This is a genomic window from Pseudomonadota bacterium, assembly GCA_013285445.1.
Taxonomy (GTDB): Bacteria; Pseudomonadota; Gammaproteobacteria; order Xanthomonadales; family Wenzhouxiangellaceae; genus Wenzhouxiangella.
Genome location: CP053448.1, coordinates 1,616,842 through 1,642,284, shown reverse-complemented (window position 1 = coordinate 1,642,284; position 25,443 = coordinate 1,616,842). Strand labels below are relative to the sequence as shown.

Sequence of the window (25,443 nt, the reverse complement as noted above, 5' to 3'; positions counted from 1 at the left end):
CTGCGAGCGGCGTCCCATGCCTGAGCAGGCACCGTTATAATCACCGCTCTGCAAACGTCCACCCATTCACGCTGGCAGCTGCCCATGTCTGACTTTCTCGAGCAACAGTATCGGGCCTCCCCGTTTTCCGGCGGCAACGCCGACTGGGTTGAATCGCTCTACGAGGCCTGGCTGGATGACCCGGGGGCAGTTCCCGAACACTGGCACGATGCATTTCGCCGACTCGGTGGCGACGACGGCGACGACACCCGGCATCGGCTGCTCGAAGCCAGGTTTCGTGAACTGGCATTGAACGCCGGCAATCAGCAGGGCACGGGCTCGGCCGAGGACTTCAAGCAGGCCGGTGTCCTGCGCCTGATCAACGCTTACCGGGTGCGCGGTCACCAGCGCGCGCGGCTCGATCCGCTCGGTCTCAGCCACCGCCCCGACGTACCCGATCTCGATCTCGGCTTTCACAGCCTCGGCGATTCCGACCTCAACACCACCTTCCATACCGGATCGCTGGCGGCGCCGGATCACCTCACCCTGGGCGAGATCGTCGAGATCTGTCAGCAGACCTACTGCGGCAGTATCGGTGTCGAATACATGCATATCACCGATACCCGTCAGCGCCGCTGGCTGCAGCAGCGACTGGAAGGCGCACACGGCCAGTTCAAGCCGCAGGCTGACGAGCGATTGCGCCTGCTCGACAAGCTGTCGGCCGCAGAAGGCATGGAAAAGTACCTCCACTCCCGCTACGTCGGACAGAAACGCTTCTCGCTCGAAGGCGCCGAGAGCATGATCCCGCTGTTCGACACGCTGGTCCGGCACAGCGGAAGCCAGGGTGTACGCGAGATGGTCATCGGCATGGCCCACAGAGGTCGTCTGAACGTGCTGGTCAACATTCTCGGCAAAAGCCCGCGCGATCTGTTTGCCGAGTTCGAGGGCACCATTGCCGCTGACGATCCGTTTCGCACCGGTGACGTCAAGTATCACATGGGCTTCAGCTCGGACGTACCGACGCCAGGCGGGCCCATGCACCTGGCGCTGGCTTTCAATCCCTCGCACCTCGAAATCGTCAACCCGGTGGTGGCCGGCTCGGCCCGGGCGCGTCAGACAAGGCTCAAGGACGAGCGCCGTGAACGTGTGCTGCCGGTACTGGTGCACGGTGATGCCGCCCTGGCCGGTCAGGGCGTGGTCATGGAGCTGCTCAACATGTCGCAGGCACGCGGCTTCGCCGTTGGTGGCACCTTCCACGTGGTGGTCAACAACCAGATCGGTTTTACCACCTCCCATCCGCTGGACGCGCGCTCGACCCTGTACTGCACCGAAGTCGCCAAGATGGTCCAGGCACCGATTCTGCACGTCAACGGCGACGAACCCGAAGCGGTGCTGTTTGCCACCCGGGTGCTGGCCGACTTTCGGCGCGAGTTCAGCAAGGACGTGGTTCTGGATCTGGTTTGCTATCGGCGCCATGGCCATAATGAAGCCGACGAACCGGCCGCCACCCAGCCGAGCATGTATCAGATCATCCGGGAGCTTGACTCGGTTCGCAAGCAGTATGCCCGGCAGCTCGTTGAAGAAGGTCTGGTCAACGAGAAAGACATCGAGCGCAAGGCGGCCCAATACCGTGACCGGCTTGATGCCGGTGAGCCAGTCGTCGAGTTGCTCGACAAGGACCAGGCGCTGGAAACGGTCGACTGGACCCCCTACCTGGATGGGAACTGGCGTGAAGCGGTCGATACCGGCGTGCCGGCCGACCACGTCCGGGCCTTGTCGGACCGGCTGACAGAGTTGCCGGATGGTTTCAAGCTGCACAGACAGGTTGAGCGCATCATCGAGTCACGCCGCAAGATGGCGGCGAGAGAAATGCCGATGGACTGGGGATTTGCCGAAACGCTGGCCTATGCCACCCTGATCGAAACCGGCTTTGGCCTGCGCTTGGTCGGCCAGGACTCCGGCCGCGGCACCTTTTTCCACCGCCATGCCGTGCTGTACAACCAGACCGACGGTGAGCCCCTGCTGCCGCTGGGCCAACTGGCCGAAGATCCCAGGCGCGTGACCGTAATCGACTCGCTGTTGTCGGAAGAAGCCGTACTCGGGTTCGAGTATGGCTACGCTACGGCCGAACCGGGTACGCTGACCATCTGGGAGGCCCAGTTCGGCGATTTCGTCAATGGCGCACAGGTCGTCATCGACCAGTTCATTGCCTCCGGCGAGGCCAAGTGGGGACGCCTGTGCGGCCTGACCCTGTTCCTGCCGCACGGCTACGAAGGGCAGGGTCCGGAGCATTCGTCTGCGCGCCTGGAGCGCTTCCTGCAGCTGTGCTCCGGCGTCAACATGCAAGTCTGCATTCCGACCCTGCCCGCACAGATGTTCCACATGCTGCGCCGGCAGATGCTGCGACGCTTCCGCAAGCCGCTGATCGTATTGACGCCGAAGTCACTGCTGCGCCACAAGGCCGCGACCTCCACCCTGGACGACCTGGAGAACGGCCATTTTCGGCTGGTCATCGACGACCCGGCCGAGCCGTCCGTTGAGCAGGTCCGGCGGGTGGTGCTGTGTTCGGGCAAGGTCTACTTCGATCTGGCGCACCAGCGCGATGAAGAGAGCATCAGCGAAGTAGCCATCGTCCGGGTCGAACAGCTCTACCCCTTCCCCCGCGAGGAGGTCCAGCAGCTGCTGCAGCGATATCGCCAGGCCAGCGAGGTGGTCTGGTGCCAGGAAGAACCGCAGAATCAGGGAGCCTGGTTCCAGATCCGCCACCATCTGCAGGCCTGTATCGACGACCGTCAGCAGTTGCACTATGTCGGGCGCCGCGGATCAGCGTCTCCCGCCGTCGGCTATTACCAGATTCACCTCGAACAACAGAAGCGCCTGGTCGGCGTTGCGCTGACCCCCGGAAAAGAAATGGAGTAATCGAGTCATGAGTGTCGAAATCAAGGTTCCCAACCTGCCCGAGTCGGTCTCGGACGCAACCGTTGCCAAGTGGCACAAGAAGCCGGGCGATACCATCAGTCGCGACGAAAACCTGGTCGATCTGGAAACCGACAAGGTCGTGCTGGAGGTGCCGGCACCGGCCGACGGGGTGCTCGAGGACATCAGCGCCGAGGAAGGCGAGACGGTCACCGAAGGGCAGTTGTTGGGCAAGATGACTGAAGGCGAGGCGGCAAGCCAGGCGGGCGATGATGAGTCGGAAGACAATGATGGCGGCGCAGATGCGTCCGACGAAGCGCCCAAGGCCAAGGCGGGGAACGGGGACGAAGACGAGGACAAGCGCAAGGAGGATGACTCCGGGGACGACAAGCAATCCGGCCGCCAGGACGAACAGAAGTCCGGCCAGGTGAAAGACCCGGACAGGAATCTCCCCCCGTCCGCTCGTCGCATGGTGGCCGAGAATGACCTCGACGCGAGCGAGATCGAGGGCAGCGGCCGCGGCGGGCGCGTGACCAAGGGTGACGTGATGAGCCACATGGCCGGCGGCGCCACCGGCCCGCGCCCGGAAGAGCGAGTCAAGATGTCGCGCCTGCGCTCCCGCATCGCCGAGCGCATGAAGGAGGCCCAGAACACCGCCGCCATCCTGACCTCCTTCAACGAGGTCGACCTCAAGGCGGTGATGGACATCCGCAGCCGCTACAAGGAAGACTTCCAGAAGCGCCACGGCATCAAGCTCGGCTTCATGTCGTTTTTCGTCAAGGCCGCCTGCGAGGCACTGCAGAAGCACCCGGTGGTCAATGCCTCGGTCGACGGCGAAGAGATTATCTACCACGGCTACCAGGACATCGGCATTGCCGTGTCGACCGACCGCGGCCTGCTCGTGCCGGTGCTCAGGGACGCCCACCGCATGGGCCTGGCGGAGATCGAGCAGGGCATTGCCGACTACGCCGAGAAGGCGCGCAAGGGCACCATCCAGCTCGAGGACCTGCAGGGCGGCACGTTCACCATCACCAACGGCGGCGTGTTCGGCTCGCTGCTGTCGACCCCGCTTTTGAACATGCCGCAGTCGGCGATCCTCGGCATGCACGCCATCAAGGAACGCCCGATGGCCAGCAACGGCGAAATCGTCATCCGGCCGATGATGTACATCGCGCTGTCCTACGACCATCGCATCATTGACGGCAAGGATGCCGTGCAGTTCCTGGTGGCGATCAAGGAAGCACTGGAAGACCCCGCGCGCATGCTGCTGGGTCTTTGACGGAAAAATCTGCAAGGATTAAGGAAATGGCTGACAAGAAATTCGACCTCATCGTGATCGGCGGCGGCCCCGGGGGCTACGTGGCCGCCATTCGGGCCGCGCAGCTGGACATGAAGGTGCTGCTGGTCGACGACCGGCAGAACGACGACGGCAAGCCCGCGCCCGGCGGCACCTGCCTGAACATCGGCTGCATCCCGTCCAAGGCCCTGCTCGACTCGTCCAAGCATTTCGCCCATGTACGTGACGACTACGCAGATCACGGCATTCAGGTCAAGGACGTCAGCATCGACGTCGGCAAGATGATCGAGCGCAAGGACCAGGTGGTCAGGCAGCTGACCGGCGGCGTCAACCAGCTGCTCAAGGCCAACAAGGTCGAGTTCGTCAACGGCCGCGGCAAACTCAAGGCCGACCGCGAGGTGGAACTGTCCCCGCACGACGGCGACGCCTACACCGTCATGGGCAATCACGTCATTCTGGCCGCCGGCTCGGTGAGCTTCTCCATCCCCAACGTCGAAATCGACAACAAAACGGTCGTCGACAATATCGGTGCGCTCGAATTCCAGCAGGTGCCCGAACGCCTGGGCGTGATCGGCGCCGGCGTGATCGGCCTGGAGATGGGCAGCGTCTGGTCGCGCCTGGGAAGCGAGGTGATCCTGTTCGAGGCCCTGGACGAGTTCCTGCCGGCCATCGACAAGGACATGTCGCGGGTCGCGGCACGCGAATTCAAGAAGCAGGGCCTCGACATTCGGCTCGGAACGAAAGTCTCCGGCGCCGAAGTCTCCGAAGGCAAGGTCACCGTGACCTTCGAAGGCAAGGACGGCGAGCAAAGCGAAACCTTCGACAAGCTGCTTGTCGCCGTCGGCCGCAAGGCCGCCACCGACAGCCTGCTGGACGACGGTTCGGGCGTGAAGCTGACCGATCGCGGCCAGGTCGAAGTCGACGACCACTGCCGCACTTCGGCCGAGAACGTCTGGGCCGTAGGCGACCTGGTGCGCGGCCCGATGCTGGCCCACAAGGCGTCCGAGGAAGGCATCGCGGTGGTCGAAACGATTGCCGGCGGCCACGGTCACTTCGGCCATGACACCGTGCCCTGGGTGATCTACACCGACCCGGAAATCGCCTGGGTCGGCAAGACCGAGAAGCAGCTCGGGGAAGAAGGCGTCGAATACCACGCCGGCAGCTTCCCCTTCGCCGCCACCGGACGCGGGCTGGCCATGGGCCATGCGCCGGGCTCGGTCAAGGTCATTGCCGACGCCGAAACCGACCGCGTTCTGGGCGTGCAGATCGTCGGACCGAACGCCTCCGAGCTGATCGCCGAATGCGTCGTGACGATGGAGTTCGCCGGGGCAGCCGAGGACCTGGCGCGCATCATCCACGCCCACCCGACCCTGTCGGAAGCCGTCCACGAGGCTGCGCTGGCGGTCGACAAGCGCGCGATCCACAAGGCGAACTGAATCATGGCCAACGCGATCCCGGACACCTTCCGCGCCTTCCGCATCCACGACGACGAGGACGGCTACCGGGCCGAGCTGGTCGAGCAGTCGCTCGACGAGCAGTCCGACGGCGATGTGGCCATCCAGGTTGCCTATTCCAGCGTGAACTACAAGGATGCGCTGGCCGGCACCGGCAAAGGCAAGATTCTGCGACGGTTTCCGCTCAACGGCGGAATCGATGCAGCCGGTACGGTTGTCCACAGCGACAACAAACGTTTTCGTGAAGGAGACGAAGTCCTGATCACGGGCTGCGGCCTGTCCGAGACCCGTGACGGCGGCTACAGCGAGTACCTGCGCGTGCCGTCCGAATGGCTGGTGCCGCTGCCCGAAGGTCTGGATCTTGGCGAGGCGATGGCGCTCGGCACGGCCGGCTTCACCGCGGCGCTCGGGCTGTGGCGGATGGAGCAGAACGGCCAGACGCCTGACATGGGGCCAATTGCCATTACCGGCGCAACCGGTGGCGTCGGTTCACTGGCCATCGACATCTTCTCCAAAGCGGGCTACCAGGTCACGGCCATATCCGGCAAGGAGGCGGCCTTCGAGTGGCTGCACGAACTCGGTGCCGACCAGTGCATTTCGCGACACGAACTGTACTGGCCCGAGAGCCCGCTGGCCTCGGCCCGCTTTGCCGGCGCGCTTGACAGCGTCGGTGGCGACATGCTGGCCGGCCTGACCCGGGTCATTCATCCCTGGGGCAATCTTGCCGCTTGTGGCATGGCCGGCGGAATCGGCCTGCACACGACGGTGATGCCGTTTATCATCCGCGGCAATTGCCTGCTTGGCATCAATTCCGCAGGCTGCCCGTACCCGATCCGCGAACGGTTGTGGCAGCAACTGGCCGGAGACTGGAAACCCCGTCATCTCGACCGGATCGCCGGCGACCCGATCGGCCTGGCGGATCTGCCCGATGCCTTTGACCGATTGCTAGAGGGTCAGGGCCACGGCCGGATTCCGGTCCGGCTGGTTTGAGCATCCCGCACTCGCATCGGGTATGATGCACCTGATGTGCAACTGGTGCGTAAAGACTCCAAAAAGGGAAAGCTATGGCTAAGATTCTCATCGTAGACGACTCCGAAACCCACCTGTACGCGATCAAGAAGATCGTCGAGGGCGGCGGGCACGAAGCAGTCACTGCCAGCAGCGGTGAAGAAGGCGTCGAGCAGGCAAGAGCACACCTGCCTGACGTGATCCTGATGGATATCGTCATGCCGGGCGTCAACGGCTTTCAGGCGACGCGCAAGATCAGCAAGGACGAGAAAACGGCGAACATCCCAATCATTTTCGTGACCACCAAGGATCAGGAAACCGACCGGATCTGGGGCATGCGCCAGGGTGCCGCAGCCTACATCACCAAGCCGGTCGACAAGAAAGTGCTGCTCAACGCCATCAACGAAGCTTTGAAGTAAGGTGAACTGACATGACCATTGCCGTGGGTGAGCGTCTGCCCGAGGCCACACTGACCGTCATGACCGATAGCGGGCCTGCAACCCGCTCCAGCGTCGAGCTGCTGGGGATCGGTCGCTCGGTCCTGTTTGCCGTGCCCGGCGCGTTCACGCCCACCTGCTCGGCGCAGCACCTGCCGGGTTTCATCGAGCGGGCGGCCGAATTGCGTCAGGCGGGCGTCAATCGCATCGTGTGCGTTGCAGTCAACGACATTTTCGTCATGCAGGCCTGGGCCCAGGCCGTCGGGGTCGAAGACGAGATCACCATGGCCGCCGACGGCAACGGGGAATTCACGCGCGCCCTGGGACTGGAGATGGACGCCTCCGGATTCGGAATGGGTCAGCGGTCACAGCGCTTTGCCATGGTCATCGAGGACGGTGTCGTGCGCCACCTGCTCGTCGAACAGCCAGGCGAGTTTCGTGTCTCGAGCGCCGAATCGGTGCTTCAGCACCTGAAGGGCTGACCCCAGGCGCCAACGGACGTCTCAGTCGCCGGCGCCCGGTGTCGGGTAGCGCACCGGGTTGACACCCTGTGGCTCGATCCATCCGGCCTGGAATCCGACCCACATCAGTATGACCAGACCGAGCGACAGGCCGACCCGCCAGCTCAGTCGGCGCACCGTGCGCTCGCCTTCACCCGAGTCATGCACCAGAAAGTAGAAACTGGACGCCAGCGTATACAGGATGACGGCGAACGCCGCGAGTATCAGAACCTTGCTCAACAAGACTGCGTATTCCGAAATGATTTCGGCCCATTATAGGGGCACGGTGACATGAGCATGCGAACACGGCCGTCACTGCTGCCCCACGTCGCAGCCATCGGCGCGCTGGCGCTAACGGTATGGCTGGCGATGTGGCAGTTCGATCGGGCCGAATACAAGCGCGAACTCACCGCGGGCTGGAGCGAGGCACCCCTCCGGACACTTGATCGCGACCTGACGCATTCGCCGATCTTCACGCGCGTCACCGCCACCGGCCGTTTTGACCAGCAACGCCAGCTGCTGCTCGACAACCAGGTGCGCAACGGACAGGCCGGCGTACACGTGTTCACTCCGTTCCGGCCCGACAACCAGCCGTCGCTGTGGCTGGTCAACCGGGGCTGGCACTCCTTCAATCGCCTGGAACAGCGCCTGCCCAACCCTGACATCCCGACCGGAACGGTGACGATCAGCGGCCGCCTCGGCTATCCCCCCGAGCCGGGTCTTAAGCTCGGCGGGAACGCGGTTGTCAACCCCGACCAGTGGCCCAATCTGATGACTTACCTGGATCTCGGTCCTGTCGCAGAGGTGTTTCCCGGCCTGGTCAGTGAGCGAATCATCCTCCTTGACCCGGCGCATCCGGCGCATCTGACCGGCGATCCATGGCAACCGGTTGTCTTCGGCCCGGACCGCCACCGCGCCTACGCCTGGCAGTGGCTCACAATGGCCCTCGTCATCGCCCTGATCTGGATCACGCTGACCATCCGGAGCTTCAAGACCGCATGAATCGAACCACGCTCATTGCCCTGGCGGCTGTTTTCCTGACACCGGTCGTTCTGGCTGTCCTCCTGCACAGCCAGTGGCTGGAGTGGGAGCCGGCCCAAACCCGGAACCACGGCGAACTGCTCGAGCCGCCACCACGATTGCCCAAAATCGAGGCGCCCGAACAGGCGGATCGGCCAGGCCGTGATCATTTGATCAGCGTCGACTGGCAGCTGCTGCACTATCGCCGTAACGGCTGCGATCAGGACTGTCTCGAGTCGTTGTACTGGTTGCGTCAGGTGCGGCGGGCCCAGAACCGGCACCAGCCGGAAATCGGCCTGTTGCTGGTCACTCCGGTCGCCCTGGACAGCTCGACTCGGGCGCAGATCGAGGCACTGTCAGATCCTATCGCTATCATCGACGGTGCCGCCGGGCGCAGCCTCTCGTCCGGGCTGCCCGTCCAATCCGCGGATGTCGTCAGCTACATCATCGACCCGCGCCGGCATATAATATTGCGCTACCCTGCAGACACGGATTTCAACGGCATGCGGCGTGATCTTTCCCGGCTCCTGACCTGGACCCGGACCGACGCGCAGTGATCGACACGCGCCTGCCTGCATCATGACTCACTCAGTCCGGCTCAAAATCCGGCACTTCCTGGCGCTGTGCAAGCTGCGCGTTGTCGCGCTGATCGTGTTCACCGCCGTCGTAGGCATGGCGCTGGCCACACCCGGCATGATTCCCTTGCCGGCACTGGTCTGGGGCACCCTGGGCATCGGCCTGGCCGCGTGTTCGGCAGCGGCAATCAACCATCTGCTGGACGAACGCGCCGACCGAATCATGGCCCGCACCCGCAACCGGCCGCTACCGCAAAACCAGCTCGACCGCAGGCAGGTGCTGTCATTTGCGCTGGGTCTGGCCGTTGTATCGATGGCCGTCCTGGTGGTGCTGGTCAACCCGCTGACTGCATTGCTTACCTTTGCCAGCCTGATTGGCTATGCCGTCATCTACACCGCCTGGCTCAAGCGTGCCACCCCGCAGAACATCGTTATCGGAGGCGCCGCCGGGGCGGCACCCCCGGTGCTTGGATGGGCCGCCGTGACCGGCGAAGTGCATCCGTATGCCCTGGTTCTTTTCCTGATTGTATTCGTCTGGACACCGCCACATTTCTGGGCGCTGGCGATCTATCGGCGACACGATTACGCCGCTGCCGACGTGCCGATGTTACCGGTCACGCACGGCGTTGCGTTCACGCGCTGGCAGATTCTGTTCTATACCATCATGCTGCTGCTGGTCACCCTGCTACCCTGGCTGACCGGCATGAGTGGCCTGGCCTACCTGGCCGGCGTGCTCGTGCTCAATGCCGGATTCCTGGGCTACGCCATCGCCCTCATGCGCTCTCGCAACGAGCAGCTGGCCATGCACATGTTCAACTACTCGGTGATCTACCTGATGGCCCTGTTTGCCTTCCTGCTGATCGATCATCATTTTTTTCCGACAAGCGCTCAAGGACTGACCTGAATGACCGACCGTTCCGGACACCCATCACCGCTTCATCATTTTGAATCGCATGATGAATTTCTGACCCGGCATATCGGACCCCGCAGCAACGACACACGGGGCATGCTGGACACTGTCGGGGCGGCCTCGCTCGAGGCGCTGATGCACGAGACCATGCCGGGCAGCATCCGTCAGAGCCAGCCCCTGGATCTACCGCCCAGCGATAACGAGGAACGTGTGCTCGAGCAGATTCGCGAAATGGCTGAGGCCAACACCGTCAATCACAGCATGATCGGCCTCGGCTATCACCCGACCCTGGCGCCGCCGGTGATCCAGCGTAACGTTCTTGAAAACCCCGGCTGGTACACCGCCTATACGCCCTACCAGGCCGAGATTTCACAGGGGCGACTGGAAGGCTTGCTCAATTTCCAGCAGATGGTCATGGACCTGACCGGCATGGAGCTGGCCAACGCCTCCCTGCTCGACGAGGCCACCGCCGCGGCAGAAGCCATGGCCATGCTTCGCCGCGTCAATCACAAGCGGGACAATGATGTCTTTCTGGTCGACGCCGCATGCCTGCCACAGACCATCGACGTGGTCGTCAATCGAGGCCGCCATCTGGGCATCGACGTGCAGGTCTGTGAAGATATCGAAGACGCAGCGGCAGCCACGGACTGTTTTGGCGCACTGACCCAGTATCCTGCCGCCAACGGCGGTCTCAGGGCGCTCGACGGACTGGCGCAAACACTGCACGACCGCGGCGCGCTGCTGGCAGTGGCCGCTGACCTGATGGCTCTGGTCATGCTCAAGCCGCCGGGCGAGGCCGGCGCCGACTGCGTCATCGGCAGCGCTCAGCGCTTCGGCGTGCCGATGGCCTACGGCGGACCGCACGCGGCCTTCTTCGCCACCCGTGAGTCCTACCGCCGCAGTGTGCCTGGCCGCATCATCGGAGTATCCAGGGACCGCCACGGCAACCCGGCACTGCGCATGGCCCTGCAAACGCGCGAGCAGCATATCCGCCGCGAAAAGGCCATGAGCAACATCTGCACCGCCCAGGCACTGCTGGCAGTGATGGCCGGCTTCTACGCCGTCTGGCACGGCGCCAAGGGCCTGGAGAAAATTGCCCGCCGCATCCATCGCCAGACCTGTATTCTGGCCACGGCCATCCAGCAGCTGGGTTTCAGGCTGGAACACGATGTTTTTTTTGACACCCTGTCGGTTGAGGTCGGCGAACCAAAACGTCAGGCCCTGCTGCATCGCGCCCAGCGCGCCGGAATCAACCTGCGCGCCGACCGCGAAGGATACATCGGCATCAGCGTCAACGAGCGCACGCGTCGCTATCATCTGGCACGACTGCTCAAGATTTTCAGCGGCGGAGAACCAAGCAGTATCGCCGAACTCGACAACCAGCTGCCGGCCGACATGCAGGCCATACCGGAGTCCTTGCGCCGCAGTACAGCGTTTCTCGAGCATGAGGTATTCGGTCGCTATCACTCCGAAACCGAAATGCTGCGCTATCTCAAGCGGCTCGAGAACCGCGATCTCAGCCTGACTCACGCCATGATCCCGCTGGGGTCATGCACGATGAAGCTCAACGCAACGGCCGAGATGATTCCGATCACCTGGCCGGAGTTTGCCGAGCTGCATCCCTTCTGTCCCTGGGACCAGGCGCGCGGTTACCATAACCTGATCGACGACCTGGAGGGAATGCTGCGTGAAATCACGGGATTTGCCGCCGTTTCACTGCAGCCTAACGCCGGCTCCCAGGGCGAGTATGCCGGGCTGCTGACCATCAAGGCCTGGCACGAGCATAACGGCGAGGGACACCGAAACATCTGCCTGATTCCTGCCTCGGCGCACGGTACCAACCCAGCCAGCGCCCAGATGACCGGGATGGAGATTGTCGTCGTGGCGTGCGACCGTCAGGGCAATATCGATCTGGAGGACCTCGAGCGCCGCATCGAGGCGCATCGTGACCGGCTGGCGGCGCTGATGATCACCTATCCGTCGACACATGGCGTGTTCGAGGAAGACGTCGTCGATATCTGTCAGCGAGTGCGTAACGCCGGCGGCCTGGTCTACCTGGACGGAGCCAACCTCAACGCCCTGGTCGGCTGGTCGAAGATCGCCGAATACGCCGACGTCTGTCACCTGAACCTGCACAAGACCTTCTGCATCCCGCACGGTGGCGGCGGCCCCGGCATCGGCCCGGTTGGCGTACGCCGACACCTCGTGCCGTTTCTGCCGGGGCACGGCAGCGGTCTGCTTGGTCCCGAGTACGGCGCCAACCCGCCCGTGGCTGCCGCGCCCTGGGGCAGCGCAGGCATTCTGCCCATTCCCTGGATCTATATTCGTCTGATGGGCAGCGACGGACTCAAACAAGCCACCGAGGTGGCCATCCTCAATGCCAACTATCTCGCCACACGTCTGGCCAGTCACTACGATATTCTCTACACGGGGCGCAACGGACGTATCGCCCACGAGTGCATCGTGGATCTGCGTCCGTTCAAGGAGCAGGCCGGTATTACCGAAGAAGACGTCGCCAAGCGCCTGATCGACTATGGTTTTCACGCACCAACCATGTCCTGGCCGGTGCCCGGCACGCTGATGATTGAACCGACCGAAAGCGAATCGAAGCAGGAACTTGACCGTTTCATTGAGGCGATGATCGCCATCCGCGGAGAGATCGAGCGCGTGGCCAGCGGCGAGTGGGATGCCGAAGACAATCCCCTGCGGAACGCGCCGCACACGCTTCAGGAACTGAGCTCGGACGACTGGCCCCATGCCTACACTCGACAGGAGGCCGGCTGGCCGGTCAGGGAACTCAGGCTGGGCAAGTACTTCGCCCCGGTCGGGCGCGTCGACAATGTTTACGGCGACCGCAATCTGGTCTGCTCCTGCCCGCCGATGGAAGACTGGCTCGAGGCCGGTTGAGGGTGTTGGTCGGGGGCCGGCTCTCGGCGCTGGTTGACCTGCTTCGGTTCGACGCGGTGGCGAGGCCCTCAGCAGGCCAACCAGCGCCGAGAGCTGTCGTGGCAAGTGAAAAGAATGGGGTCGTAGACACAGAGCGGTTGCGGTGGACGGGTGATATTCGCTGAAGGCCTCGCCACCGCGTCGAACTGAAGCGAATATCACCCGTCCACCGCAGAAGCGGTTCAGCCCCAAGCCCGCCCCGCGCTTCGCAGAGCACTCGCTCCCCGGCCGGGGTGAACGCGGCTCCGACCGAAAGCCGTTAGTCAATCTTGACGGGCGGCTCGGGACGCTCCGGGAAACGCGGGGGATCGGCCTCGATCCGCTTCATGACTTCCTCGATGGCGCGCTCGAGCTGCGGATCCTCGCCGGCGATCACGCTGGCCGGATCGTTCTCGACCTCGATATCCGGCTCGACGCCCTCGCCCTCGATGACCCATTCACCCTCGGTGTTGAGAAACCCGAACTCGGGCACGTTGACCGAGCCGCCGTCGATGACCGGGCCGTGGCTGGTGATGCCGACCACCCCGCCCCAGCTCTTCTTGCCGATCAGCGGGCCGAGGCCGGCATTTCGGAATTGCCAGGGGAAGATGTCGCCATCAGACGCCGAGTTCTCGTCCAGGATGGCCGCCATGTGGCCGTTGAAGGCCTGGTTGGGATACGTGCCGACGTTCGGCTGGGTGCGCGAGTATCCCAGGGACAGCGGCTTGCGGGCCAGGCGCTCGATCAGCATTTGCGAGACGTTGCCACCGCCGTTGGAGCGAACGTCGACAACCAGGCCGTCCTTGCGAATCTGCCCGTAGAACCATTTGATGAACTCGCGGATGCCGTTGGGCCCCATGTCCGGAATATGCAGGTAACCGACGCGGCCGTTGCTGGCCTCGCTGACCCGACGATGGTTGTCGAGCACCCAGGCCAGGTAATGCAGCGAAGTCTCGTCATCGATCGGCTCGACCAGCACCTCGCGCGCGTCGCCACCATCGGCACTGGAGGCAACGGCCAGGGCCACGGCCTGACCGGCAGGCAGGGTCAGGCGACGATAGACGTTCTCGCCGGCGGTCAGCGCCTGGCCGTTGATAGAGAGGATGTAATCGCCCTCCGAAACGTCCACGCCGGCGACAGTCAGCGGCGATCGGTAGCGCGGCTCGTCGTTTTGTCCTGCCAGAATACGGGCAATGCGGTAGCGTTCTCCGTCCACCTCGAAGCGGGCACCCAGCAAGGCCACATGCGGCCGCTCGGGCAGACCCTCGTCGCCCCCGGAAACATACGCATGCGAGACGTTCAGCTCGGCGATCATCTCCCCCATCAGGTAATTGAGATCGCTGCGGTGGGCGACATGCTCGAGCAATGGCCGGTAACGCTCCCGCAGCTCCTCCCAGTCATAGCCGTGCATGTTCTCGACATAGAAGTGATCGCGGAATCGGCGCCAGACCTCGTCGAAGATGGTCGCCCACTCGGCCACCGGATCGACGCGCATCCGCAGACCAGCCGTGACCACGTCCTCGGGCTCGCGGCCTTCACTGGCGATCTCATGGACGCTCCAGGCGCCGCCCTTTCGAACCAGCACGCGCTTGCCGTCGAGGCTGGCATCGACGCTGTTGACGCCAGAGACGAAATCGACGACTTTCCGGTCCTCGAACTTGAACAGCTTCAGCCGCGGCGGGTTTTGTGGTGCACGGCCATAGTAGAACGCGTCGTACTCGCCGAACAGGATGCCGTTTTCGGCCACCACGAGGCCGGTGTAGTTGCCGGCATCGACCGGTACGCGCAGCAGGCGGTCGGCAAGTCCGTCGAACTCGATCATGACCGGTTTGCGCCTATCCTCACTGCTTCCCTTGTCGCCATTGGCCTTGTCGTTTTCGGACCCGGCGTCGAGGCCCTTTTCCTCGGCGTCTTCGGGCGCAAAGGGATTGTCCGTGTCCGGATCGAGCATGAAGGCATAGATGCCGGTCACCCGGTTGGTCGCGTAATTCCACTCGCGGCCGGAGATCTGCGGGGCAAACTCGCGGTCGGCCAAAAAGTAGAGAAACTTGCCGTCCGGCGAGAACGCCGGACCGTACTCGGCAAACAGGCCCTCGGTCAGCCGGCGGCTTTCGCCATCTTCGACACTGTACAGATGAAGCGCGCGCAGGCCAGAGGGCTCGGTCAGGCTGAACGCCAGCCAGGCGCCGTCCGGCGACCAGACATAGTCGCGGTTGCGCCAGCCTTCATCGCGGGCGACGCGGACAAGGTCGCCGCCGTCGGCCGGCAGGACGTAGATGATACCGTCCTTGTCGGAGATCGCGATGTGATCGCCGTCGGGTGAAAAGCGCGGGCGATAGAACCGGGTTTCAAGGCCTGCGGTCAGCTGCCTCGGCGCGGCGCTGCCGTCCGCCGGCACGCGGTAGAGTGCTTCCTCGCCGCCGGCATCGGAAACGAACACGATAGTCTGCCCGTCCGGCGACCAGTCGGCCTCACGGTCGTGGGCGCTCGAGCGCCCGGTCAGGTTGCGGGCGACGCCCTGGTCAACGGGGGCGTTGAACAGATCGCCGCGGGCCTCGAACAAGACGCGCTGGCCGGTCGGGCTCAGGCGCGCACCGTGTATCTGCCCCGACACGTCGACCACGCGCTCACGCCGGTTGATGCCATCGTCGGGTACGTGGATCCTGATCCCGCGGTCCTCGCCCGTACCCACATCGAATACGCGCAGCACTCCGCCGTGCTCGTAGACGATGCGACCTGCATCATCGGCACTGGCCCATCGAACGTCAAAATCATCGTGAAAGGTCAACTGCACGATCTCGCGGCTGTCGGGATCGACGCGGTAGAGGTTGAGCTTGCCGTCGCGGTCGGAAACAAAGTAGCCGCGCCCTTCGATCCACATCGGGTCTCTTTCGGTGCGTGGATGCTCGGTGAGCTGGCGCGCATTGTTACTGCCGGGGTCGAACAGCCACAGATCCTGTGCCCAGCCGCCCTGGTAGCGCTTCCAGGTGCGAAAATCACGGAACAGCGGTGAGTAGAAAATGCGGCCATCGTCGGTAAACGTCCCGGCGCCGGAGACAGGCATCGGCAGCGGCTCAGGCAGGCCGCCCTCGACGCCGACCGTAAAGAGCCGCGCGGACGACGAACCCCAGGCATCGCGCTGCGAACGATACACGATCGCATCGCCCGCAGGTGTCCAGCCGTGGACCTGGTTGTCGTAGCCCCAGCGCGGCGGCAGTGGCCCGGTCGCCGGATACCAGGTCAGCTGGCGCGGCTCGCCGCCATTGGCCGGCATGACATACACCTGCTCGTCGCCACCGTACTGCCCGGTAAACGCGATCCAGCGACCGTCCGGGGAGAACTTCGCGAACAACTCGAGGCCCGGATGGGACGTCAACCGCCAGGCCGTCCCGCCATCGACCGGGGCAGACCACAAGTCCCCGCCATGGCTGAACACGACCCGGTCGGCGTAAACGTCGGGGAATCTCAGCAACCGGGTTTCGGCCAGAGCCGGCAAGGCCAGCAAGGACACGGCAAACAGACAAAGAAGGCGCACGCAATCGGTTTTTTTCAAGGCTTTGGCTCCTGCACGGAAAACGCTTCGTTCAGCGGCCAAATATCATAGCCCGCCAACCCGCATCAAACCCGTGAACAAAGTCATGGTGTCATCAACTTGTGAATCAGATCACACAAGTCGGGATGAAATAAAGGCCGGGTTCCATTAACATCGGCCGTTATGCCAGCGGCGGCCGGGATCAAGCCGGACCGCCCAGACGATAACAGAACAACAGGAAAACGTCCCATGCAACGACCCCGCCCCGGCCGATCCGTGCCAGCCGCCCTGATGATCGCCCTCACGCTGCTTGCGCTGACGGCGCTGTCCCCGGTTCATGCTGACGAACGCCACTGGGCGCGCGTACATCACACGGCATCCGAAGTCGACCGCGTCGTCGCCGGCCTGAGTGACACCCTGATGGACTACGGCGCTTTTCAGTGGGGCCTGCTTGATACCGAGCAGATCAGTCTGCTCTCGACCCAGGGGCTGCGTCTGACCCTGGTTGACCGACCCTTCCATCTGACGCTGGGCGATGAGCACTTCGACCCCCTGGATCAGGCCGCGCTCGACTCGCTGTTCGGCGATTACCGCCCCGATCCGGCCGGCGACTTCCACCTCATCCAGTTCAGCGGCCCGATCCGGCCGGAGTGGCTGGCCGAGTTGCGCAACACCGGCCTGCAGCTGGTCCAGCCGCTACATCCGTTCAGCCATATCGTCTGGGCCAGCGCCGACCAGATGGGCCTGGCAGCAGGCAGATCCTCGGTCCGCTGGACCGGCCCGATGCTGCCGGACTGGCGGGTCCAGCCACGCTTTCGCGGCTTCGACCGGGCGCTGCGACCGACCATGGCGCTGGCCAGCCGGCACGTCGATCAGCGGACGCTCAGGTCAACGCTCGGACAGTTTGGCATCGTCCACGCCATCACGCCGCTCAACACGCACTTCCGGGTGGTACACATGGATCTGCCCGGTGATGCCTACATGGACCTGGCTCGGGAAGCGGCCGTCTTTACCGTGCAGTACGTCCAGCAGGACGCCGGCCCCCGGGGCGAGATGAGCAACCAGTCAGTGGTCGGCAACTACGATGGCTCGAACACGGTTTTCCCGGGCTACGCCACCTGGCTGAGCAACACCGGCTATGACGGCTCCGGCATCACCGTCGGCGTGGTCGACGGGCGGGTTCTGACCACCCATGTCGATCTTGCCGACCGCATGGCGCCGTGCAGCGGCACCAACGGCAGCTGTGGCGGCAGCGGATCAAACGCACACGGCACGCATGTCGCCGGCGCCATTGCCGGCACCGGCGCCACCGGCGCGCTGCTCCAGGGCTTTCTGCGCGGTCAGGGCGTGGCGCCGGGCGCCAGTATCGTCACCCAGGTCTACCAGCCGTTTCTCGGCTCCGGGCCCGGCGGCATGGTGCCCGAAGGCATGCTCAAGATCTACCAGGACTCGGCTAAAAGCGGTGCCCTGCTGACCAACAACTCCTGGGGGCCGACCGGCTCGCCGCAGGGCTACGACATTCCGACCATGGAAATCGACTTCATCAGCCGCGATGCCGATCCCGACACCGCCGGCGACCAGCCGGTACTGGCCGTGTGGTCGATCATGAACGGCAATGGTGACGGAAGCGGCGCCTGCGCACCCAGCTCGCTGGGCTCGCCCGACGAGGCCAAGAACCTGTTTGCGGTCGGTTCGACTTCGCTGCAGAATTCGGACGGCACGCAGGTCGCCAATATTTTCCGCGTTTCCGGAAACTCCGGGCACGGCAATGCCTGCGACGGCCGCCGCGTACCGCACATCGTCGCGCCGGGCTGCAGCACCGACAGCACCACCAATTCCTCCGATACCGCGCATTCGGCTAGTTTCTGCGGAACCTCGATGGCCTCGCCCGTGGTCTCCGGCAGCGTATCGGTCTGGGCCGAAAAATACCTTGACGAGACCGGCAATAATCCTTCACCGGCCCTGGTCAAGGCAGTCTTTACCGCCGCAGCCCAGAACCTGGTCGGCAACCCCAACGCCGACGGCGTCACCATGGGCCATCGTCCGGACCGCTTCCAGGGCTACGGACGTATCGACCTTGAACAGGTCATGAACCACGGCCTGGAAGTCTACATGACCGACCAGGAAACAGTCTTGACCAGCGCCGGCGAGCAGTGGTCGCTGGGCCTGAATGCCGTCAACCCGGCCGAGCCGATCCGCATCATGCTGGCCTGGACCGACGCACCCGGCGCCGGCCTCGGCGGCACGACGCCGGCCTGGGTCAACAACCTCGACCTGGTGGTCGAAGCCGACGGCAGCACCTATCTCGGCAACGTGATCGGCGGTGACGGCTGGTCGGCGACCGGCGGCAGCGCCGACGGTATGAACAACCTGGAAGGCGTTTTCCTGAGCCCCGGCCAGCACCAGGGCGCGGTCGCGATCACCGTCGAAGCCACTGATCTGGCCGGTGACGGCCTCGACCCGTGGAATCCCGGTTCGCCCCGCCAGGATTTCGCCCTGGCCTGCTATAACTGCATCGTCGGCGACCCGACCTTCACCCTCGGCCTCGACCCCGAGCAGGCCGGAATGTGCGTGCCCGACAGCGGCACGGACGTTACCGCCATCGCCGTCGATGTGGGCACGCTCGGCGCCTACAGCGGCACGGTCAGCCTGGCTTCCAGCGGCGAGCCGGCCGGCGTCGGCAGCGTGCTGACGCCGACCAGCGTCGCAGCACCGGGCGGCAGCAGCTGGCAGGTGACCGTGGATGACTCGGCCAGCACCGGCGAATACCCGCTCACGCTGACCGGCGATGACGGCAGCGATGTCCATCAGGTCGATTTCACCCTGACGCTCGACGAGCCCCTGGCCGCCGCCCCAAGCCAGCTCGCGCCAGCCGATGGCGCCAGCGACCTGGTGCTCAGGCCCGAGTTTTCATGGGATGGACTGACCGGTGTCAGCGATTACCGCCTCCAGGTGGCCACCGACGCCGGCTTCGGTACGGTCGTCATCGATGAAAACGTCACCGGAACCAGCTTTACGCCGGCCAGCGACCTGGCCCTGGATACCGAGTACTTCTGGCGCGTGGCCGGCAACAACCTCTGCGGTGATGGGGTCTGGAGCACCATCTTCAGCTTCACCACCCGCCAGGAGCCGGTCGCCGATCTGTCGGCCACCAGCTTCAGCTTCGCAGTCAACGCCGGCGGCAGCGCCGACCAGACGCTGCAGGTCGGCAATGTCGGTACCGGCAACCTGACCTGGTCGATGCTCACCGACGCGCTCGAAACCGCCGCCCTGCCCCGCGACAGCCATGACCCGGCCCTGGACGAGCCGCTGAACCTGGCCGGTTTTTCGCTGCCCGGCGGCAACAGTCACAGCGACAGCGCGAACGCCGGTCTGATCAGCCGCGGCCAGGTCGTCGGCTTCACCTTCGAGGGCACCGTCTCCGGCATATCCGGAACCGCCACCTGGGCCTCGGATCTGGCGCTGACGATCACCGGACCGGAAGGCGCCAGTTTCAGTGTCGGCGGTTATCAGACCGGCAATCCGCCGTGGGATTTCGACGGTGGCGGATCGACCGACGACGGCACCTACACCAGCACCCATATCGGCACCGACATCTTCGGGGCCGAGGGCGAGCTCGACGAGGGCCAGTGGCAGTTCCAGTTCGATCACACCTGGAACGACACCATGAACTGGACCGATGTCACGATCACGTTGCACAAGGCACCGCTGCCGGTCTGCGACGGCGAGTACACCAGCGTCGACTGGCTGTCGGCCACGCCCGACAGCAGCAGCGTGGCCGCCGGCAACAGCGAGACGGTCACCATCGGCGTGGACGCATCAGCCCTTGGCAACGGCAACTACCTGGGCTATCTGTGCCTGACGACCAACGACCCGGCCGCCGCCATGGTGCCGATCCCGGTCGACCTGGAAGTGACCGGCACCCTGCCGGATGCCACCCTGGAAGGCACGGTGACCTCGCTGGGGCATTGTCAGAACAACCCCGCTGCGCTGGCCAACGCAGCAGTCGACGTGATGGGTCAGCTGGGTGGCCCCTACGCCACCACCACCGACGCCGGCGGCTTCTATACGCTCGACATACCGGCCGATGAATCACCGGTCGACATCATGGTGAGCGAAGGCGGCCACGCGTCCGCGCAGATGCTGGGCGTCGGCCTGAGCGCCGGCAATACCGAAGTGGCGGACTTCGACCTGGTCGTACTCGACGCCTGCGCCCAGGTCAGCCCGGCCGCGCTCAACCCGGCCCTGGTCGTCGACACCGCGGCGGCCAGCGAACTGGTGCTCGACAACGGCGCCGGCGGCATCCAGATGTCCTGGTCACTGGACACGTCGCCCGGCTGTTACAACCCGGCCACAACCGACTGGCTGTCGCTGACCGATACCGGCGGCACGGTCGATGCCGGCGACCAGAACAGCATCTTCGCGCAGTTCGATGCCAGCGGGCTTGCTCCGGGCAGCTATACGACGGACCTGTGTCTGACGACCAACGACAGTCAGCAGCCAACCGTGACCGTACCCATTATGCTGGAGGTGCGAAACAACATGATCTTTGACGACCGCTTCGAAAATGCGAACTGAGCGGGCCGCGATTGCCATGACCCGGTCCAACCAGCCCCGCGGCCTGGTACGCCGGTTTGGTTGGTTGGCCGCCAGCGCCCTGCTACTGGCCGGCGCCAGCGTATCCGCCCAGAACGGTGAGGTGATTCGTGTCCACGATGTGGAGCGCGAAAGCTACCAACGGCTGGTCGAACTGGGCGATTTCTGGGGCGTCGATCGCGCCGGCGGCTATGTCAGCATGTACGTCGACGCCCGTCAGCGCGCCGCCATCGAGGCGCTGGGTTTTCGCACCAGCCTCGACGCCCGGCGCATGGCCTCGCTCAATTACGCGCGCTCGGTCGACGCGCGGGCCTGGCGTAACGCGGGTCTTGCCGGCATCCCCGGCTACGCCTGCTACCGCACGGTCGATGAAACCAAGGCGGACCTGTCGACCATGGCTGCATCGCGGCCGGACCTGGCGCGCTGGGAATCGATTGGCCAGACCTGGCTGGAAGCCAACGGCGAGCCCGGTGGCGACGAACTCCACGTACTGGTGCTGGGCAATCAGAACAGTCCCCACGACCAGGCGCCGTTCGTGCTGATGGCCGCCCAGCACGCGCGCGAGCTGACCACCGCCGAGACCGCCACCCGCTTTGCCGACTGGCTGTTCGACCACTACGACACCGATCCCACGGCTCGCTGGCTGCTCGACCATCGCGAGATTCACATCATCGCCCAGCAAAACCCGGACGGGCGGCGTGAAGTGGAAAACGGCGAAAGCATGTGGCGCAAGAACTCCAATCTGAACGCCTGCCCATCGGGCCCGACCGGCGTCGACCTCAACCGCAACAGCGACTATTTCTGGGGTACCTTCTCCAGCGCAAGCGCCTGCAACGAAACCTACCGCGGCAGCGCCGCCCACTCCGAGCCGGAGACCCAGGCCGTCCAGAACTACCTCCAGCAGGTCTTCGACGACCAGTGGCCGGTCGGCAGCAGTGAGCCGGTGCCCGCCGACGCCGAGGGCCTGTTCATCTCGCTGCATTCCTACGGCCAGATGGTCATGTTTGCCTGGGAAGGTGCCGGCTCGGGCGCGGCCAACCACGCGCCCAATCACGACCAGATGGCCTGGCTGGGCCGGCGATTCGGCTTCCACACCGGCTACGAAGTGGGCCGCGACATCCTCTATTCGGCCGGCGGCACCACGCCCGATTATGCCTACGGCGAATTCGGCGTACCCGCCTACACCTGGGAACTCGGCACGGATTTTCACCAGAGCTGCAGCGCCTTCGAGAGTGCCATGTGGGACGACCTGCTCGAGGCCCTGATCTATGCCGCCAAGGCCACCGCCCGCCCCTACCAGGCACCCTCCGGTCCGGACGTACGGGCGGCGCAGGCGGTCTGGAATGCCCAGACCGGCAGCCTGACGGTCAGCGGCATTGCCGACGACACCCGCTTTGACCGGAACGGCGTCACCGAAAGTCCGGCCAATGATCCAATCCACGACATTCAGGAGATACGGGCCAGTTTCGACCTGCCTCCGAATCTCGCCGCCCAGTCCTTCACCATCCTGCCGCTCGAAGCCGCCTCGGTCAGCGCCTTCGAGGCGTCTATCGATCCGCAGGAAACGCTCAGCCTGCCGCGCTTGCTCTTTTTCCAGGCAACCGACAGCCAGGGCAACACGGGCGTCCCCGAAGCAGTGTGGGTGCGCGAGCAGCGGGCCGCCGTCACACCAGCCAGCATGGCGGTCGTGCTTCCGGCCGGCCAGAACGTCCAGCAGACCCTCACCATCGCGCACATCGGCAGCTCAGGCTCACTGAACTGGTCGGTGCAGGCCGATCTGCCCGCTGCCGCCGGCGACGGTCACGACCCCTCCCTGGACGAGACCCTGAACATTGCCGACTTTGCGCTGCCCGGCGGCGGTAGCGCGAGTGAAACAGTTCCCGCCGGCATCGACACCCGCGGTCAGGTGATCGGCTTTACCTTCGAGGGCAGCGTCTCCAACCTCGGCAGCAGCGCCTGGGCCTCGGACATGGCCATGACCATCACCGCCCCGGACAGCAGCAATTACACGGTCGGTGGTTACAACACCGGCAACCCTGACTGGGATTTCCAGGGCAGCGGTTCGGGCAGCCCGGGCAGCTACTCCAGCAGCCACATTGGCACGGATGTTTTCGGCCAGGCGGGCGTCGGCGACGAGGGTGACTGGCAGTTCGTATTCGACGATACCTGGACCGGCGGCATGAACTGGTCCAACGTGTCGGTTACCCTGCACAAGCAGGAACCGCCGACCTGCGTCGATCCGGCCGGCGTGGCCTGGCTGGGAATCGATCAGACCAGCGGCAGCCTGGCGCCAGGCGAAGACGCCGATATCGTGGTCACGATCGATGCCTCAAGCCTGGACCAGGGCCAGTATGACGCTTTGCTGTGTGTCACCACCGACGACCCGTCGGCCGGGCTTGTCGAGGTCGGTGTCACGCTGGAAGTCGTCAACGGCGAGCCGCAGATCTTCCTCGACCGATTCGAGGACAACAGCGGCAACTGATCGATATGCTATCAACTGGGTCAATGATACCGTCAGTAAGTATCCCCCGGCAAAGCCGGGGGCTTTAGTTGTGAGCCGCTCACAGCGGTCTGTAGACGGAGCTTGCGTAAGGGGCCTTACATCAAGTTTAGCTGGTCCAGTCGGCGATCCTCAGCCTCCTGGTTGCGAATGTAGTCCCGGATTACCTGCTCGTCTCGCCCCACCGCCGATGCGAAGTAGCCCCGGGCCCAGAAATGCTGGCCCAGTAGTTCCTCTGGCGACCTGCGTGAACCCGGGCAATGTGGATCGCGCTTTTGCCTTTCATGAAGCCGACCACCTGTGAAACAGCGTACTTCGGAGAGATCGATATCAGCATGTGAACGTGATCCGGCATTAGGTGCCCCTCCTCAATATCACTTTCAAGTCAATACCACCCCAAAACGCTCGTAACATACTGATGAAATTATCTTTTCAAGCATCCTTTTCAAGTTCTACCGGACAGTAGTGTTCTGAGACATTTAATGACGGCCGGCGATGGGGCGATTTACCGAAGGCAAGAAGTCCCTGAGCGAAGCCGTCGCGCGTGGAGGCGCAGAAAGCCGTGCTCCAGTCGGCCGCATTGCAGGTAGCCGTCGAACGCCTGCCGCACATGACTGGGCAACTGATTGCCGGCATCAGCCAGGTGTTCGATAAAGGTCGGATACGCGCTTGACGGCTTCCGTTCAATGGCTTCTTTCGGCTTCGCCGAAAATCGCCATTGACTCAAGCCTGCGCTGCCGCTCGACGATCTGGTAGAGCCGCGTCTGCTCGGGCCGGTGGCGCTGGTAGCGGCTCGTCGCTGGGCTTGCAGCGGCAGATCTTGGCGCGGCTTGCGGGGGCACGTGCGTCCCGGAAATTTATATTTATATACGGTTTATCAGGCGTCATTGCTTTTGCTGCGTGGTCGACTGGCGTGCAGCACGGATTCGGGCCGGCGATTGCATTGAATGATGAACCGCTGATAACATGCAGTGCACATGAACCGGAGGCCGCCATGAGTCACATGATCCAGATCCGCAATGTGCCGACCCGTCTGCACCGCGCCCTGAAAGCGCGCGCGGCATTGGAGGGCAGGAGCATGAGCGATCTGTTGCTGGAACAGATCGAAGCGTCCCTGGCGCTGCCGTCGGAAGCCGAGTTGCGTGAGCGGCTCCGCACCGCAGAACCGTTCGGCATGGACGAGTCATCGGCCGGGCTGATCCGGCGGGAGCGGGATGCCGCGTGAGCCGGATTCTGGTGGTCGATGCCTCGATTGCCGTCGATCTGCTGGCGCGTTACCGGCCCGAACCGATCGAACAGACGCTATGGGAGCCCGGCACGCATCTGGCCGCACCCGAGTTGCTGGATATCGAGGCACTGCACGCGCTGCGCCGGCTGGACCGGGACGGCCGCATTCCCGCCTCGAGAATCGAAAACCTGGTCGTGGAACTACGCTCGCTGCCGATCCGCCGCTATCGGCATGCCAGTCTGGTGGCAGGTGTGTGGTCGCTACGAGGCCATCTGACCGCCTATGATGCGGCCTATGTGGCGCTCACCCGCCTATTGAACGCGACGCTGATTACCCGCGATGAACGCCTGGCACGCGCCAGCGGTTTGGGTGGCGGCGTCATGCTGGCCTGAGCCCGGGTTGCCCAGTAATGACTGCGCAACCGGGCCACTGTTCCGACATCGACGTGAGCGCCCCGCTGCACGCTTCCCTGTTCGGCAGTTTCAAGCCGTAGCCGGCACCTTCAGGCCGCTCACTACGAGCGTTTACATCGGCGCGTTTTTCTATGCCCTGGATTTCAGCCCCTT

16 protein-coding genes and 1 pseudogene are annotated in these 25,443 nt (G+C 64.2%); 14 read left to right on the top strand and 3 right to left on the bottom strand.

Annotated features, from left to right (window positions below; translation table 11 throughout):
- Nucleotides 1–84: 84 nt before the first annotated feature.
- The 6 genes from HND55_07400 (at nucleotide 85) to HND55_07375 (ending at nucleotide 7,573) form a co-directional block, all read left to right on the top strand.
- Nucleotides 85–2,898, top strand: coding sequence for a 2-oxoglutarate dehydrogenase E1 component (locus HND55_07400; protein ID QKK02483.1), 2,814 nt, complete (start codon nucleotides 85–87; stop codon nucleotides 2,896–2,898).
- 7 nt (nucleotides 2,899–2,905) lie between these two features.
- Nucleotides 2,906–4,174, top strand: a complete 1,269-nt coding sequence (gene odhB, locus HND55_07395) for a 2-oxoglutarate dehydrogenase complex dihydrolipoyllysine-residue succinyltransferase (protein ID QKK02482.1) — start codon at nucleotides 2,906–2,908, stop codon at nucleotides 4,172–4,174.
- 26 nt (nucleotides 4,175–4,200) lie between these two features.
- Nucleotides 4,201–5,628: a dihydrolipoyl dehydrogenase gene (lpdA, locus tag HND55_07390; protein ID QKK02481.1), complete on the top strand. Its 1,428-nt coding sequence runs from the start codon at nucleotides 4,201–4,203 to the stop codon at nucleotides 5,626–5,628.
- A 3-nt stretch (nucleotides 5,629–5,631) separates the two neighbouring features.
- Nucleotides 5,632–6,636, top strand: a complete 1,005-nt coding sequence (locus HND55_07385; GenBank protein QKK02480.1) for an oxidoreductase — start codon at nucleotides 5,632–5,634, stop codon at nucleotides 6,634–6,636.
- A gap of 74 nt (nucleotides 6,637–6,710) precedes the next feature.
- On the top strand, nucleotides 6,711–7,073 hold the full coding sequence (locus tag HND55_07380) for a response regulator (protein ID QKK02479.1): 363 nt from the start codon (nucleotides 6,711–6,713) through the stop codon (nucleotides 7,071–7,073).
- 11 nt (nucleotides 7,074–7,084) lie between these two features.
- Nucleotides 7,085–7,573 carry a peroxiredoxin gene (locus HND55_07375; protein QKK02478.1) on the top strand — a complete coding sequence of 163 codons (489 nt, stop codon included), beginning with the start codon at nucleotides 7,085–7,087 and terminating at the stop codon, nucleotides 7,571–7,573.
- 21 nt (nucleotides 7,574–7,594) lie between these two features.
- Here the strand turns inward: HND55_07375 and HND55_07370 are convergent, their stop codons facing one another.
- Nucleotides 7,595–7,831 carry a DUF2909 domain-containing protein gene (locus tag HND55_07370; GenBank protein ID QKK02477.1) on the bottom strand — a complete coding sequence of 79 codons (237 nt, stop codon included), beginning with the start codon at nucleotides 7,829–7,831 and terminating at the stop codon, nucleotides 7,595–7,597.
- A gap of 51 nt (nucleotides 7,832–7,882) precedes the next feature.
- On the opposite strand from HND55_07370, the gene HND55_07365 reads away from it, so the two are divergent.
- The 4 genes from HND55_07365 to gcvP are packed head-to-tail and all read left to right on the top strand — an operon-like array spanning nucleotide 7,883 to nucleotide 13,003.
- Nucleotides 7,883–8,593, top strand: a complete 711-nt coding sequence (locus HND55_07365; GenBank protein ID QKK02476.1) for an SURF1 family protein — start codon at nucleotides 7,883–7,885, stop codon at nucleotides 8,591–8,593.
- The gene (locus HND55_07360; protein ID QKK02475.1) at nucleotides 8,590–9,168 is read left to right on the top strand and encodes a hypothetical protein; all 579 of its coding nucleotides are present in this window, start codon (nucleotides 8,590–8,592) and stop codon (nucleotides 9,166–9,168) included. The genes HND55_07365 and HND55_07360 overlap by 4 nt, the downstream gene beginning before the upstream one ends.
- A gap of 22 nt (nucleotides 9,169–9,190) precedes the next feature.
- On the top strand, nucleotides 9,191–10,090 hold the full coding sequence (locus HND55_07355) for a protoheme IX farnesyltransferase (protein QKK02474.1): 900 nt from the start codon (nucleotides 9,191–9,193) through the stop codon (nucleotides 10,088–10,090).
- Nucleotides 10,091–13,003: an aminomethyl-transferring glycine dehydrogenase gene (gene gcvP, locus HND55_07350; GenBank protein ID QKK02473.1), complete on the top strand. Its 2,913-nt coding sequence runs from the start codon at nucleotides 10,091–10,093 to the stop codon at nucleotides 13,001–13,003.
- Nucleotides 13,004–13,301: 298 nt separating this feature from the next.
- On the opposite strand, the gene HND55_07345 is transcribed toward gcvP, so the two are convergent.
- Complete coding sequence (locus HND55_07345) at nucleotides 13,302–16,574, bottom strand: peptidase S41 (GenBank protein ID QKK02472.1); 3,273 nt, start codon at nucleotides 16,572–16,574, stop codon at nucleotides 13,302–13,304.
- Between the two features lie 228 nt (nucleotides 16,575–16,802).
- On the opposite strand from HND55_07345, the gene HND55_07340 reads away from it, so the two are divergent.
- Entirely contained in the window at nucleotides 16,803–21,131 is a 4,329-nt protein-coding gene (locus HND55_07340) for a S8 family serine peptidase (protein QKK02471.1), read from the top strand.
- Nucleotides 21,121–23,631, top strand: a complete 2,511-nt coding sequence (locus HND55_07335) for a hypothetical protein (GenBank protein QKK02470.1) — start codon at nucleotides 21,121–21,123, stop codon at nucleotides 23,629–23,631. Before HND55_07340 ends, HND55_07335 begins: the two co-directional genes overlap by 11 nt.
- A 116-nt stretch (nucleotides 23,632–23,747) precedes the next feature.
- Here the strand turns inward: HND55_07335 and tnpA are convergent.
- Nucleotides 23,748–24,031 (bottom strand): annotated as a pseudogene (gene tnpA / locus HND55_07330) (IS200/IS605 family transposase).
- Nucleotides 24,032–24,643: 612 nt separating this feature from the next.
- On the opposite strand from tnpA, the gene HND55_07325 reads away from it, so the two are divergent.
- Both HND55_07325 and HND55_07320 read left to right on the top strand, forming a co-directional pair.
- Nucleotides 24,644–24,874, top strand: coding sequence for a hypothetical protein (locus HND55_07325; GenBank protein QKK02469.1), 231 nt, complete (start codon nucleotides 24,644–24,646; stop codon nucleotides 24,872–24,874).
- Nucleotides 24,871–25,269: a type II toxin-antitoxin system VapC family toxin gene (locus HND55_07320; protein ID QKK02468.1), complete on the top strand. Its 399-nt coding sequence runs from the start codon at nucleotides 24,871–24,873 to the stop codon at nucleotides 25,267–25,269. The genes HND55_07325 and HND55_07320 overlap by 4 nt, the downstream gene beginning before the upstream one ends.
- Nucleotides 25,270–25,443: the final 174 nt, after the last annotated feature.

Coding starts and splice junctions, on each gene's coding strand:
- HND55_07360 (QKK02475.1), top strand. CDS start 8,590: ATGAATCGAACCACGCTCATTGCCCTGGCGGCTGTTTTCCTGACACCG.
- HND55_07365 (QKK02476.1), top strand. CDS start 7,883: ATGAGCATGCGAACACGGCCGTCACTGCTGCCCCACGTCGCAGCCATC.
- HND55_07335 (QKK02470.1), top strand. CDS start 21,121: ATGCGAACTGAGCGGGCCGCGATTGCCATGACCCGGTCCAACCAGCCC.
- HND55_07385 (QKK02480.1), top strand. CDS start 5,632: ATGGCCAACGCGATCCCGGACACCTTCCGCGCCTTCCGCATCCACGAC.
- lpdA (QKK02481.1), top strand. CDS start 4,201: ATGGCTGACAAGAAATTCGACCTCATCGTGATCGGCGGCGGCCCCGGG.
- HND55_07340 (QKK02471.1), top strand. CDS start 16,803: ATGCAACGACCCCGCCCCGGCCGATCCGTGCCAGCCGCCCTGATGATC.
- HND55_07380 (QKK02479.1), top strand. CDS start 6,711: ATGGCTAAGATTCTCATCGTAGACGACTCCGAAACCCACCTGTACGCG.
- HND55_07400 (QKK02483.1), top strand. CDS start 85: ATGTCTGACTTTCTCGAGCAACAGTATCGGGCCTCCCCGTTTTCCGGC.
- odhB (QKK02482.1), top strand. CDS start 2,906: ATGAGTGTCGAAATCAAGGTTCCCAACCTGCCCGAGTCGGTCTCGGAC.
- HND55_07355 (QKK02474.1), top strand. CDS start 9,191: ATGACTCACTCAGTCCGGCTCAAAATCCGGCACTTCCTGGCGCTGTGC.
- HND55_07375 (QKK02478.1), top strand. CDS start 7,085: ATGACCATTGCCGTGGGTGAGCGTCTGCCCGAGGCCACACTGACCGTC.
- gcvP (QKK02473.1), top strand. CDS start 10,091: ATGACCGACCGTTCCGGACACCCATCACCGCTTCATCATTTTGAATCG.
- HND55_07325 (QKK02469.1), top strand. CDS start 24,644: ATGAGTCACATGATCCAGATCCGCAATGTGCCGACCCGTCTGCACCGC.